This is a genomic window from Streptomyces sp. AJS327 (assembly GCF_013450295.1).
In the GTDB taxonomy this organism is placed as follows: domain Bacteria; phylum Actinomycetota; class Actinomycetes; order Streptomycetales; family Streptomycetaceae; genus Streptomyces.
In genome coordinates this window covers 485,178-498,185 of sequence record NZ_SKBR01000002.1, presented here as the reverse complement: position 1 = coordinate 498,185, position 13,008 = coordinate 485,178, and the positions used below count along the sequence as shown (strand labels likewise).

The 13,008-nt window shown below is 73.0% G+C and carries 9 protein-coding genes and 1 tRNA gene; 1 reads left to right on the top strand and 9 read right to left on the bottom strand.

Features of this window, described 5'->3' with window-relative positions; genetic code table 11:
- Positions 1-117 precede the first annotated feature (117 nt).
- From rpmE to E0L36_RS11905, 9 genes are all read right to left on the bottom strand, one after another.
- Positions 118-342, bottom strand: coding sequence for a 50S ribosomal protein L31 (gene rpmE / locus E0L36_RS11945; RefSeq protein WP_180928998.1), 225 nt, complete (start codon positions 340-342; stop codon positions 118-120).
- A gap of 189 nt (positions 343-531) precedes the next feature.
- Entirely contained in the window at positions 532-1,689 is a 1,158-nt protein-coding gene (locus E0L36_RS11940) for an LCP family protein (RefSeq protein ID WP_180928997.1), read from the bottom strand.
- A 375-nt stretch (positions 1,690-2,064) separates the two neighbouring features.
- Positions 2,065-4,059, bottom strand: a complete 1,995-nt coding sequence (gene rho / locus E0L36_RS11935; protein WP_180928996.1) for a transcription termination factor Rho — start codon at positions 4,057-4,059, stop codon at positions 2,065-2,067.
- Positions 4,060-4,466: 407 nt separating this feature from the next.
- Positions 4,467-5,393, bottom strand: coding sequence for a homoserine kinase (thrB, locus tag E0L36_RS11930; RefSeq protein WP_180928995.1), 927 nt, complete (start codon positions 5,391-5,393; stop codon positions 4,467-4,469).
- Between the two features lie 229 nt (positions 5,394-5,622).
- Complete coding sequence (thrC, locus tag E0L36_RS11925) at positions 5,623-6,753, bottom strand: threonine synthase (RefSeq protein ID WP_180928994.1); 1,131 nt, start codon at positions 6,751-6,753, stop codon at positions 5,623-5,625.
- A gap of 13 nt (positions 6,754-6,766) precedes the next feature.
- Positions 6,767-8,065: a homoserine dehydrogenase gene (locus tag E0L36_RS11920; protein WP_180929952.1), complete on the bottom strand. Its 1,299-nt coding sequence runs from the start codon at positions 8,063-8,065 to the stop codon at positions 6,767-6,769.
- Between the two features lie 131 nt (positions 8,066-8,196).
- Positions 8,197-9,594, bottom strand: a complete 1,398-nt coding sequence (lysA, locus tag E0L36_RS11915) for a diaminopimelate decarboxylase (protein ID WP_180928993.1) — start codon at positions 9,592-9,594, stop codon at positions 8,197-8,199.
- A gap of 523 nt (positions 9,595-10,117) precedes the next feature.
- Positions 10,118-11,131, bottom strand: a complete 1,014-nt coding sequence (locus E0L36_RS11910) for a DALR anticodon-binding domain-containing protein (RefSeq protein WP_180928992.1) — start codon at positions 11,129-11,131, stop codon at positions 10,118-10,120.
- Positions 11,132-11,272: 141 nt separating this feature from the next.
- Positions 11,273-11,719: a response regulator gene (locus tag E0L36_RS11905; protein ID WP_180929951.1), complete on the bottom strand. Its 447-nt coding sequence runs from the start codon at positions 11,717-11,719 to the stop codon at positions 11,273-11,275.
- A gap of 329 nt (positions 11,720-12,048) precedes the next feature.
- Between E0L36_RS11905 and E0L36_RS11900 the strand changes: the two genes are divergently transcribed.
- A tRNA-Arg gene (locus tag E0L36_RS11900) sits at positions 12,049-12,120 on the top strand.
- The last annotated feature ends 888 nt before the right edge of the window (positions 12,121-13,008 follow it).

The following is a 13,008-nucleotide window of genomic DNA, read 5'->3' as shown; positions in this document are numbered from 1 at the left end:
GAAGCCGGAAGAAGAGGGAGGCCCCGAACGAGGGACCAGGGGACGCGGGCGTCCGGACGCGACAGCGCCGGGCCTCGCCGCCGGGAGGGGCGGCCGAGGACCGGCGCTGTGCGGTCGCTACTTCTTCGCGGCGCTGGCGCTCTTGCCGAAGCGGGCCTCGAAGCGGGCCACGCGGCCACCGGTGTCGAGGATCTTCTGCTTACCGGTGTAGAAGGGGTGGCACGCGGAGCAGATGTCGGCGCGGACAACGCCTTCCGTCATCGTGCTGCGGGTGGTGAAGGAGTTGCCACAGGTGCAGCTGACCTGGGTCTCGACGTACTCCGGGTGGATATCGCGCTTCACGGTGTCTCCTAGGTTCGGGAGGGTGCCGGGTCGCGTGGACGGTGTGTCCTCGCGTGAACCGGGACCGACGGTCCAGTTTGCCACTACTGGCCGCACCCCCCAAAACCGGGGCGGGGGCCGGGGTATTCCCGGCCCCCGCGACCCGGGGCCCGCCCCCGGCTGGCGTCCGGCGCCGGGTGGGGGCGGTGGTCACCGTACGACGCCGTCTATGTCGGTCTGGTCACCAGCGGTGTCCTTGTTGGCCTCGGCGGGCACCGGCTTGTCCGCCTTGAGCGCCTTCCAGACCAGCGCGGTGTTGCGCTCCACGGGGATGACGCGGTTGGGGTCGGCCGGGTCGTAGCGGACCGGCAGCGTGGTCATCTGGATGTCGTCGGACTTGACCGCCTTCATCGTCTTGGCGAGGTCGGCCAGCTTCCCGACGGAGTCCAGCTCCGAGTCGGTGGTGATGGTCGAGGTGGCGGTGTCCGCGAGGTCGTACAGCTTCTTCGGACTGCTGAACAGGCCGACACTGTTGACCTGGTCCAGCAGGGCCTTGATGAACGCCTGCTGGAGCTGGATGCGGCCGAGGTCGCTGCCGTCGCCGACGCCGTGCCGGGTGCGGACCAGCCCGAGCGCCTGCTCGCCGTTGAGCGTGTGGGTACCGGCGCTGAGGTCGAGCTGGCTGTCCTTGTCCTGGATGGCCTTCCGGGTGGTGATCTCCACCCCGCCGAGGGTGTTAATCAGCTTCTTGAAGCCGGAGAAGTCCACCTCGACGTAGTGGTCCATCCGCACGCCGGAGATCGACTCGACGGTCTTCACCGCGCAGGCCGGGCCGCCCACCTCGTAGGCGCTGTTGAACATGGCGCGCTGGGCCGGGACGACCTGTCCCTCGGCGGTGTCGTCGCCCCGCACGTCGGCCTGGGCGCCACCCTTCACGCAGCTGGGGCGCCGCACGATGGTGTCCCGGGGGATGGAGACCACGCTGGCGCGGCTGTGGTCCTCGTTGATGTGCACGATCATCGCGGTGTCGGAGCGGGCGCCGCCGCCGTCCGAGCCGTAGCGCGCGTTCGGGCCGGAACGCGAGTCGGAGCCCAGGACGAGGATGTCCATGGAGCCGTTGCTGGAGTCCTTCGGCCGGTCGGTACCGAGGGCCGCGTTGATGTCGACGCCGGAGATGTTCCCGTTGAGCTTGAAGTAGACGAAGCCGAGGGTGGTGCCCCCCAGCGCCACGGCCCCGGCGAGGGCCCACGCGCCGATCCGCAGCGCCCGCTGGCGCCCGGTACGGGGCTTGCGGCGACGACCGGTGGCCCGCCCCCTCCGGGTGCGCCGCTCCGCCGGTTGTTCACCGTCCTTGCTGTCGCCCGCCATGCTCACTTCCCTCTGTCCCGCCGTCGACTGCGCGTCGGCCGGGCTGGACGAAAGTCAGCCGGGCCTCGCGGCAGCGTCGCACAGTGCGACTTTCGACCACATCCGCCGCAGGCCGGTGGACGGTGCGCTCTCCCGGTTCCTTTCCCCGCTTCCACCTGCGACGACGCGTCCCGGGCCGGGATGTCACCCCCGTACGGGCCGGATCGGTGCTGTGGGCAAGCTCTCAGCGGGGAGGCGGCCCGGCGGACGGCGAGGGCCGCCCCACCGGTGTGGTGGGGCGGCCCTCACGGTTCCGCACTGACCAGGTGACGTGGCGTCCGTCCACCCGGGTGAGCCACCGCGGGCGGCTCGGGCCGGGAGACGGACCCGTCCGGGTCAGTCCGCGCCGTTGCCCGGCGCCGGGGTGGTCTTCTGGATCTGGAGCAGGAACTCCGCGTTGGACTTGGTCTGCTTCATCTTGTCCAGCAGCAGCTCGATGGCCTGCTGCTGGTCCAGCGCGTGCAGCACCCGGCGCAGCTTCCAGACGATCTGGAGTTCGTCGCTGCCCATGAGGATCTCCTCCTTACGGGTGCCGGACGCGTCCACGTCCACCGCGGGGAAGATCCGCTTGTCCGAGAGCTTCCGCTCCAGCTTCAGCTCCATGTTGCCGGTGCCCTTGAACTCCTCGAAGATCACCTCGTCCATGCGGGAGCCGGTCTCCACCATGGCCGTGGCGACGATCGTCAGGGAGCCGCCGTCCTCGATGTTCCGCGCGGCGCCGAAGAACTTCTTCGGCGGGTACAGCGCGGTCGAGTCGACACCACCGGACAGGATGCGGCCGGAGGCCGGGGCCGCCAGGTTGTAGGCGCGGCCGAGGCGGGTGATCGAGTCGAGCAGCACCACCACGTCGTGGCCCAGCTCGACGAGCCGCTTGGCCCGCTCGATGGCGAGTTCCGCGACGGTCGTGTGGTCCTCGGCGGGCCGGTCGAAGGTCGAGGAGATGACCTCGCCCTTGACCGAGCGCTGCATGTCGGTGACCTCTTCGGGCCGCTCATCGACGAGGACGACCATCAGGTGGCACTCGGGGTTGTTGTGCGTGATGGCGTTGGCGATCGCCTGCATGATCATGGTCTTGCCGGTCTTCGGCGGGGCCACGATCAGCCCTCGCTGGCCCTTGCCGATCGGCGTGACCAGGTCGATGATGCGCGTCGTCAGGGCGCTGGGCTCGGTCTCCAGCCGCAGCCGCTCCTGCGGGTAGAGCGGCGTCAGCTTGGTGAACTCCGGCCGGGACTTGCCCCCTTCGGGCGCCATGCCGTTGACGGAGTCGAGGCGGACGAGGGCGTTGAACTTCTCGCGCCGCTCCCCGTCGCGCGGCTGCCGCACCGCGCCCGTGACGTGGTCGCCCTTCCGCAGCCCGTTCTTGCGGACCTGCGCGAGGGAGACGTACACGTCGTTCGGGCCCGGCAGGTAGCCGGAGGTGCGCACGAAGGCGTAGTTGTCGAGGATGTCGAGGATGCCGGCGACCGGGATCAGCACGTCGTCGTCAGCGATCTGCGGCTCGAACTCGTCCCGGCCGCGACGGCCCCGGCGGTCCCGGTAGCGGCCACGACGCCCACGGCGCCCGCCGTCGAACTCGTCCTCGTCCCGGCGGTTCCCGCCGCCCTGGCCACCCTGGCCCTGGCCGCCCTGCTGGCCACCGCCCTCGTGCTTGCCGCCGCGGCTACGGTCCCGATCGCGGTCACGGTCGCGCTGCCGGTCCCGCTTCGAGCGGTCCTGCTGCTGCTTGCCGCCGTCGCCGCCACCCTTGGTCTCGCCGCCCTTGGCGCCGTCCCCCTTGGTGTCCTGCTGCCGCCCGCCGGTCTTGCCCTCGGCGGTGTCGGCGGCGGCCTCGGCCCGCTCGTCGTTCCGCCCGCGGCGGGTCTCCCGCTCGCCCGACGGCTGCTCGCCCTCGGGCTGCCCCGGGATGTCGATCTGGCTCTCCGTCTGCTGCTCCCCGGTGCGGGCACGGGAGGTCGCGCGGCGCTTGGGCTTGGCCTCCGCCTCTCCCTGAGTGGCCTTGCCGGGCTTGGCCGCGGCCTTGCCTCCCTTGGCCTCGCCGGCGGGCGACGTCCCGGCGGACTCCGCCGAACTCCCGCTGGCCTGCCTCTCCTTGATGACTTCGATCAGCTGGCTCTTGCGCATCCGCGCGGTGCCCTTGATGCCAAGGGTCGAAGCGATCTGCTGCAGCTCGGCCAGGACCATGCCCTCAAGCCCGGTGCCGGTGCGCCGACGCTTGGGCGCGGCACCGGACGCGGGCGCGGTTGAAGCATCTGTGGCAGGCGCGGCGGCATCGTCAGCGGGGCTGCCGGCGGAGTCGGCGTTCACGCCCATCAGATCGGTGGTGTCGCTCACGAAGGGTCCTTCCCTGGAGCGGACGTCGGCCTGTCTGGCTCGGCGACCGGTTGTGCTGTCCGGCCAGGGTTCCGCGTGGTCACGGGCCTGTCCGGGGCGGTGGTCCCGCCTGGATGTACAGCGGGGAGATCAGTTCACGGTGCGGCGTAAACATCGACATGGGGGTCCTTTACGCCAAACTCCGGAGCGTGCTCGGCACTGTCAGGCAATAGCTCTAACGGTGCGGGAGACTCCTGGGAGAAGAGGTGGCCCCTCCTGGCTGTACTACCAGGGGAACACACGAACACCGCACTCTGCGGGCCGTCACTGTATCGTGCGTGAGACCCGCCTGACTGCGAGTGCAGACTTGAGGTTAACACTACCGGACCCAACAAACATTCCCCCTCTCCTAGGCCCGCAATCGGGTGTCACTCCGGCGAGCTGAGCGGCAGCACACTGGCTCCCGAGGTGTCGAAACCGAGCCGGTTGGCCGTCCAGTGCTCCCCCGCGAGGTGGGCCACCTTCTCGGCCGCCCCGCCGTCGGCGGGCAGCGCCAGGACGGTCGGACCGGCGCCGGAGATCACGGCGGGTACGCCGTCCGCGCGGAGCCGGGCGACGAGGTCGGCGCTCTCGGTCATCGCGGGCGCCCGGTACTCCTGGTGCAGCCGGTCCTCGGTGGCCGCGAGCAGCAGCTCGGGCCGCCTGGTCAGCGCCTCCACCAGGAGCGCGGCGCGGCCCGCGTTGAAGGCGGCGTCGACGTGCGGCACGGTGCGCGGCAGCAGGTCCCGGGCGGTGTTGGTGAGCAGCGGACGGGCGGGGACGAACACCACCGGCTGGATCGAGGCGGCGGGCGCCATCCGGATGGCGCGGCCGACGCCGCCCTCCGTCCAGGCCAGGGTGAAGCCGCCGAGGAGGCAGGCGGCGACGTTGTCCGGGTGGCCCTCCAGCTCGGTGGCCAGCTCCAGCAGCGCCGTGTCGTCGAGCCGGGCCTCGCCGCCGGTGGTCACCGCGCGGGCCGCCATCAGTCCGGCGCAGATGGCGGACGAGGAGGAGCCGAGGCCGCGGCCGTGCGGGATGCGGTTGGCGCAGACGACCTCCAGGCCGCGTGGCTGCCCGCCGAGCAGGTCGAAGGCGCTGCGGAGGGAGCGGACGAGCAGGTGGTCCTCGTCCCGGGGGAGGTTGTCGGCTCCCTCGCCCGCGATGTCGACGTGCAGCCCGGAGTCCGCGACGCGGACCACCACGTCGTCGTAGAGCCCCAGGGCCAGACCGAGGGTGTCGAACCCGGGGCCGAGGTTGGCGCTGGTAGCTGGGGTGCGCACCCGGACGGCGGCGGCGCGGAACGCGGGACCGGCCATCTTTCGATGACTCTCCTTGGCTCTGGTTGTGCGGCATTCCCCCGGTGGACCGCGGCGCGTGCCGGACCGGTCACGACCCCGCGCTCCCCGGTGGGAAGCGGACATGGGATCGGGGTGAATAACACCCTATCGAAGGATGGTTCGGTGGCGACATAGGGCGCACGGGAGGCGCACGATGCGTGTCGTCATGCCCTCCCGCGCTCCTCTTCGTCGCCGGGTGTGGGGTCGGTCAGCCGAGGCCGAGCCGCTCCGCCGCGGCGTCCGCGTCGATGGGGACGACCACCGGCTGCGGCGCCCCGGCCACCGCCCAGTCCGGGTCCTTGAGCCCGTTGCCGGTCACGGTGCAGACCACGCGCTGGCCGGGGTCGACCTCACCCCGCTCGGTGGCCTGAAGGAGACCGGCGACCGAGGCGGCCGAGGCGGGCTCCACGAAGACGCCCTCCCGCGCGGCCAACAGCCGGTAGGCGCGCAGGATCTGACGGTCGGTCACCGAGTCGATGAGGCCGCCGGACTCGTCCCGCGCCTGCTCGGCGAGGGCCCAGGAGGCGGGGTTGCCGATGCGGATCGCGGTGGCGATGGTGCTCGGGTCCTTGACCGCCTCACCCCGCACCAGCGGCGCGGCACCGGCGGCCTGGAAGCCCCACATCCGCGGGGTGCGGGTGGCGGGGCCGGGCAGCGGCTCCCCGCCGGCCTCCGGCACGGCGGCGGGCGTCGCGCGGGAGTACTCGCGGTAGCCCTTCCAGTACGCGGAGATGTTGCCGGCGTTGCCGACGGGAAGGACGTGCAGGTCGGGTGCGTCCCCGAGCATGTCGACGACCTCGAAGGCGGCCGTCTTCTGGCCCTCCAGGCGGAACGGGTTGACGGAGTTCACCAGCGCGACCGGGTACTTCTCCGAGAGGCCCCGGGCGAGCTTGAGGCAGTCGTCGAAGTTGCCGTCCACCTGGAGGATCTTCGCGCCGTGCACCAGCGCCTGGCCCATCTTGCCCAGCGCGATCTTGCCCTGCGGGACCAGGACGGCGCAGACCATCCCGGCGCGCACCGCGTAGGCGGCGGCCGAGGCGGAGGTGTTGCCGGTGGAGGCGCAGATGACCGCCTGGGCACCCTCCTGTTTCGCCTTCGTGATCGCCACCGTCATGCCGCGGTCCTTGAAGGAGCCGGTGGGGTTGGCGCCCTCGACCTTGAGGTGCACCTCGCAGCCGGTCAGCTCGGAGAGCACCTGCGCGGGCACGAGCGGGGTGCCGCCCTCGCGCAGCGTGACGGGGGGAACGGTCGCGCCGAGCGGCAGCCGGTCGCGGTACTCCTCGATGATGCCGCGCCACTGGTGCTGCCCGGTGGCTCCCTGGGTGGGACGGTCCGTCATGGTCACTGTTCCTTTACTCCCCTTCGACCCGCATGATGCTCGCGACGCCGCGTACGGTATCCAGTTTGCGCAGAGCCTCGACGGTCGCGCTGAGCGCGGCGTCGGGAGCGCGGTGTGTGACGACGACGAGCCAGGCGTCGCCGTAGGAGCCCTCCTTGCCCTGCTGCCGCACGGTGTCGATGGAGACGCCGTGCTCGGCGAAGACCGTGGCGACCTGGGCGAGGACGCCCGGCCGGTCGGCCACGTCGAGGCTGATGTGGTAGCGGGTGACCACCTCGCCCATCGGGGAGACCGGCAGCTGGGTGTAGGCGGACTCGCCGGGGCCCCGCGCCCCGTTCAGCTTGTTCCGGCCCGCGGCGACCAGGTCGCCCAGAACCGCGGAGGCGGTGGGCGCGCCACCGGCCCCCGGGCCGTAGAACATCAGCTGGCCCGCGGCCTCCGACTCGACGAAGACCGCGTTGTACGCCTCGCGGACGCTGGCCAGCGGGTGGCTGCGCGGGATCATCGCCGGGTGCACCCGCGCGGTCACCGACCGCCCGTCGGCAGCCCGCTCGCAGATGGCGAGCAGCTTGACGGTGCAGCCCATCCGGGTGGCGGAGGCGATGTCGGCGGCGGTGACCTCGGTCAGGCCCTCCCGGTGGACGTCGTCGAGACGCACCCGGGTGTGGAAGGCGATCCCGGCGAGGATCGCGGCCTTCGCGGCCGCGTCGAACCCCTCCACGTCGGCGGTGGGGTCGGCCTCCGCGTATCCCAGGGCGGTCGCCTCGTCCAGCGCCTCGCTGTATCCGGCGCCACTGGAGTCCATCCGGTCGAGGATGAAGTTGGTCGTGCCGTTGACGATGCCCAGCACCCGGTTGACGGTGTCCCCGGCCAGCGACTCGCGCAGCGGGCGCACCAGCGGGATGGCGGCGGCGACGGCGGCCTCGTAGAAGAGGTCGGCGCCGTGTTTCTCGGCGACGGCGTGCAGGGTGGGGCCGTCCTCGGCGAGCAGCGCCTTGTTCGCCGTCACCACGCTGGCGCCGTGCTCGACGGCGGTGGTGATCAGCGAGCGGGCCGGTTCGATACCGCCGATGACCTCGACGGCGATGTCGATGTCGCCGCGCGCGGCGAGGGCCCGGGCGTCGGTGGTGACCAGCGCGGGGTCGACGCCCTCGCGGACGCGGTCGGGGCGGCGCACGGCCACCCCGGCCAGCTCCAGCGGGGCGCCGATGCGCTGGGCGAGGTCGTCCGCGTGCGTCGTCATGATGTGCGCCACCTCTGAGCCGACCGTCCCACAGCCCAGCAGCGCCACCTTCAGCGGACGCGTACGCATCATCTGACCTCGTCTCTCAGTTTCTCGTCACGGCTCGTCCGGGCTCTCCGCCCCAGGGCACAGCCCTCTCAAGTCTCACGTACGGGTACGGAGATTCCCCGCTGATTCCACTATGTGGGACACATATCTCGTTAACCGACATCGAGACGGAGGAGGTCCTCCTCCGTCTCCCGGCGGACGATCACCCGCCCCCGGCCGTCCCGCACCGCGACCACCGGCGGACGCAGCGCGTGGTTGTAGTTGCTCGCCATCGACCGGCAGTACGCGCCGGTGGCGGGCACCGCGATCAGGTCGCCCGGCGCCAGGTCCGCGGGGAGGAAGGCGTCCCGCACCACGATGTCACCACTCTCGCAGTGCTTGCCGACCACCCGGCTCAGCATCGGCTCGGCCGAGGAGGAGCGGGAGACCAGCGCCACGGTGTACTCGGCGTCGTACAGCGCGGTGCGGATGTTGTCCGACATCCCGCCGTCCACGCTGACGTACGTCCGCAGGCCCTCCAGCTCCTTGACGGTACCGACCTCGTACAGCGTCACCGCCGTCGGGCCGACGATCGCGCGGCCCGGCTCGACCGAGAGCCGCGGTACCGCCAGCCCCGCCGCCTCGCACTCGCGGGCGACGATCTCGCGCAGCGCCTTCGCGATGTCCGCGGGGGCCCGCGGATCGTCGTCGGGGGTGTAGGCGATGCCGAGCCCGCCGCCCAGGTCGATCTCCGGCAGTTCGACGCCGTGCTCGTCGCGGATCTCGCGGAGCAGCCCGACGACGCGGCGCGCGGAGACCTCGAACCCGGCCAGGTCGAAGATCTGCGAGCCGATGTGCGAGTGGATGCCGAGCAGCTCCAGGCTGTCCAGTCCGAGCACCCGGCGCACCGCCTCCGCGGCCTGCCCGTCGCTGAGCGCCAGGCCGAACTTCTGGTCCTCGTGCGCCGTGGCGATGAACTCGTGGGTGTGCGCCTCGACGCCGACGGTGGCGCGGATCTGCACGGGCTGCCGCACGCCGAGCCGTGCCGCCACGTCGGCCACCCGGACGATCTCCTGGAAGGAGTCGAGCACGATGCGGCCCACCCCCGCCCGTACCGCCCGCTCGATCTCCGCGCCGGACTTGTTGTTGCCGTGCAGCGCCACGCGCTCGGCCGGCATACCGGCGTCCAGCGCGGTGGCCAGTTCCCCGGCCGAGCACACGTCGAGGTTCAGCCCCTCCTCGCGGAGCCAGCGGACCACCGCGCGGCTGAGGAACGCCTTGCCCGCGTAGAAGACGTCCGCGTCCGGGCCGAACGCCTCCCGCCAGGCCCGGCAGCGGGCGCGGAAGTCCTCCTCGTCCAGGACGTAGGCGGGGGTGCCGAACTCCTCGGCGAACCGGCGCAGGTCGAGCCCGCCGAGCCGGACGGCGCCGTCCTCGGCGCGGTGCGCGGTGCGCGGCCAGACCCGGGGGTCCAGCGTGTTGAGGTCGCCGGGCGGCACAGAGCCCCCGGGGCGCCCCTCGGGGAGCACATCGGCGTGACGGGGACCTGCGGGGTGCGCTGAACGGCTCATGGGCTTCGCGTTCCTTGCTCTGCTGACGGGTCTTCGCTGGTGCTGACGGTTCTCGGTGGTGCTGACGGGTCTTCGGTGGTGCTGACGGTCTCGGTGGTTCGGGGTGCCGGTGGCCGACGGACTCCCGGTGGCGGGCGTCCCGGCGGGGTGGGCCACGTGGGACGGCGCCGGGCCCGGCCACGGGGAGCCGGTGACCGGCCGGACGGTTCCCCGCTCCGCCGGAAGCGACGGATTGCGGTCCGTCCGGGACGGCGGCCGAGGCACACGGCCCCGGGTCCGAGGGCCCGGGGTTCGGGTGCTCCGGCGGCCACGGAGCTGTGGAGTTGTGCGGCGGACCGGGAGCCGTGCCGGGGCTCGGGACCGTGTCGCCGGATCGCGGGACCGTGGCGGACCGCGGTCCCCCTGGCGAATCCGACGGTCCCGACGACCCGGGGATTCGGCGATCCGGGCGGATCCGGTGTTCCGGGGGAACGGCTCCGGTCCGGCCCTCGTCGCCGTCCGCTCCGGTCTCGGTCGCCGGTGGTCAGATCCGCGCGGGCGCGGACACACCCAGCCGGTACAGGCCGTCCCCCAGCGCCGTGGCCGTCGCCTCGGTGAGCGCCAGCCGGACGCGGTGGACGGCCCCGGGTTTCTCGTCGCCTCGGGGCAGCGGATGGCAGCCGTCCTGAAACCGGAGGAACGCCTCCGCGACCGCCTCCAGGTGCCGGGCCGTCCGGCTCGCCACCGCCGCCTCCACCACCCGGCGATGGTCCGCCAGCAGCGCGAGCACCCGCACGAACTCCGGGGCCGCGCCGCCATCCCGCCCGCCGCGCGCTTCCGGGGCGGCCCCGGCACGCGGCCTCCCGGAGATCTCCGCTCCCCCGGCGCCCTCCATTCCGCCGTCCGCCCGGATCCCGGCGTCGACGCGGGCCGGTACGCCCATCGTGCGGCCGCCCCGCAGCAGGGTTCGCGCTCTGGAGTGGGCGTACTGCACACGAAAGAGCGAGCTGGAGCCCTCGGTGCGAACCGCCAGAGCCGCCGGATCATCGCCGGTCGCCGCCGCCCACCGCGCGATGTCCGCTCCGGGGCGGTCCGCCGCGCCGTACGTCGCGAAGCGCCCGTCGACGGGCCCGCTCCCGGAAGCTCGGGGCTGGAGGTCGTCCGCGCGGCCGGCGGACGGCGCCGCCTCGGCGGGGGCGCCAGACTCGGCGTCCGGGCCCGCCGGGGCCGTCCGCAGTTCGTCCAGCAGCGCGGCGCGCGCCGTCACCGCCAGGGTGACGTTCAGGAAACCGCCGCCGGACACCTCGGCCTCCGCGACCGCGGGCTCCGCCAGCAGCAGCCGGGCCAGCAGCGCGGCGAGCTCCCCCGGCGGGCGCCCGGTGACCTGAGCCAGCTGGAAGGCGACACCCGTTCCGTAGTCGCCCGGGCCCCGGCGCGGTGGCGACTCGACGACGACCCGCTCCGGCAGCCTCGCGTGCTCCCGCAGCCGCAGTTCGCCGGTCGTCACGGCGTGCCGGAGCGACCGCAGCACGGTGCGCGAAAGCTGGGCGGGTGTCACGGGTCAAGCGTATGGGAGCGGCGCCCAGCACCGGACTCCGGGCCGCCGACCGGCCACGCTCATCCACCGGCGGTCAGGACATCGGTACCGGTGACGTCGCGATCCGCTCGCCACGGCCGACGCGGGTACGGCACACGGCGGCTACGGCATGAAGGGGAGCGCCCCGTCCACCTCGCCCGGACCGGAGTTCCCCGGAACGTCCGCCCCCCGGGGGTTCGGCGCGTGCGCCGTGAGGCGGCGCACCATCCGCACCAACTCGACCGGTTCGAAGGGCTTCGCGAGGAAGGCGTCCAGCCGCGCCTCCGCGCCGCCCGCCCCCATCTCCGCCAGCGAACAGGCGCTGACCATAGCCAGGGGGATGTCCCGCGTCCGTGGATCCGCCCGCAGGCGCTCGGCCGTCCGCAGCCCGTCGAGCCGGGGCATCACGCTGTCCAGCGTGATCACATCGGGCCGCACGCCGTGCACGACCTCCAGGCACTCGGCGCCGTCCACGGCGGTCGAGACCTCGAAGCCCTCAAGCTCAAGGTTCACCCTGATCAACTGCCGGATGACCTCGCTGTCGTCGACGACAAGGACCCGGCCGGACATACCTGGCACACCACACAGCCTAGGTGGGCCCCTCCTGCCGCGTCCGGGTTTTGCCCATTTCCCCCGGCCCCTGTTCCCCCACCCCCCACCCTGCGGTCCCCCCACCCCCACCCCGCGGTCCCCCACCCCGCTGCGGTCCCCCGCCCTTCGTCCCGCGGTCCCCTACCCCCCACCCGCCCCGGGACCCGCCCCCGTCCCGGGTTCCACCACCGTTCGGCCATGCTCCACCGCCTCCCACCGCGCGGCCGTTCGCCTCCCAGGAATCGGTTCCGGAGCACCGCCCGAGTGCTGGTAGTGTTTTCCTCGTCGCCGCCGCAGAGCAGCGACAAGCCCCCGTAGCTCAGGGGATAGAGCAACGGCCTCCGGAGCCGTGTGCGCAGGTTCGAATCCTGCCGGGGGTACTCCGCGACCAGCTGGGCTTTCGCCCGCTGACCAGCGCGAGTACCAGGAACGAAGGGCCGGACACAGGGAGACCGTGTCCGGCCCTTCGTCGTGGTCACGGGCTCGTGCGCCACGTCATCGCGGTCACGTCCACGCCGCCGTCATCGCCGCCACGTCTTCGCGGTCGGGCGCCGGTCGCGAGGAGCGCGAGGAGTGTGGCGCGTGAGCACCCCCGAGCCGGGTCCGCTGACCGCTGTGCCCCACGAGGGGAACGTGCGGGGAGCGGCGGGGGCCACGGACGCGTCGACCGCCGGCGCCGTGCGGCCGCCGGTCCGGGGTGGCTCGCGTGGGAGCCGGAGGCGCGGGCCATCCGGTCTCGGCGGATCCGTGCGGGACGAGGGGTGCGGTGCGCTAGGTCGGCCCGTCACGTTCCCCGGGCGGAAGGAGCGCGGTTCCCTCACTCCCTCAACTCATCACCCGCGGAATTCGGATTCCGGTTATCCGGTCTCCGGTTTTCCGCGAGCGTTACGGTCGCGACGCTCCGTGCCTTTCCGCGCCCCGCCGCCCTCCACCGAAGTGATACGGAGTCCTCCGTCCGGGGCGGATGGACATTTCCAGAAGCGCACATCGGCCGGGCACCCGGTTGGCCCGCTCCGTCCGGACGCGGGGGGTCTCCGCCGCCGACCGGATTCCCCGCGTGGTCGCCACCGTCGTCGAGCCGACCGCGCGGGCGGTCAGCCGTCGGTCCACCCCGCGCCCGGGCCGCGACGGGTCCGGGGCCGCGCCCCGGTTGCCCGAGGGGGGCGTCGGCCAACTGCCCGCCCGTGGGGGTCTGTTGCCCGGCCGGGCGGACACGCCGGGGCGGCCGCGGTCGTCGCGGGGTGGTCCCGTCGCGGGGGTGTGCCGGG

What these genes read in the sequence shown, in the direction of transcription:
- thrC (WP_180928994.1), bottom strand. Translation starts at nt 6,753, where the DNA reads ATGACGGACCGTCCCACCCAGGGAGCCACCGGGCAGCACCAGTGGCGC.
- E0L36_RS11940 (WP_180928997.1), bottom strand. Translation starts at nt 1,689, where the DNA reads ATGGCGGGCGACAGCAAGGACGGTGAACAACCGGCGGAGCGGCGCACC.
- E0L36_RS11920 (WP_180929952.1), bottom strand. Translation starts at nt 8,065, where the DNA reads ATGCGTACGCGTCCGCTGAAGGTGGCGCTGCTGGGCTGTGGGACGGTC.
- lysA (WP_180928993.1), bottom strand. Translation starts at nt 9,594, where the DNA reads ATGAGCCGTTCAGCGCACCCCGCAGGTCCCCGTCACGCCGATGTGCTC.
- E0L36_RS11905 (WP_180929951.1), bottom strand. Translation starts at nt 11,719, where the DNA reads ATGTCCGGCCGGGTCCTTGTCGTCGACGACAGCGAGGTCATCCGGCAG.
- thrB (WP_180928995.1), bottom strand. Translation starts at nt 5,393, where the DNA reads ATGGCCGGTCCCGCGTTCCGCGCCGCCGCCGTCCGGGTGCGCACCCCA.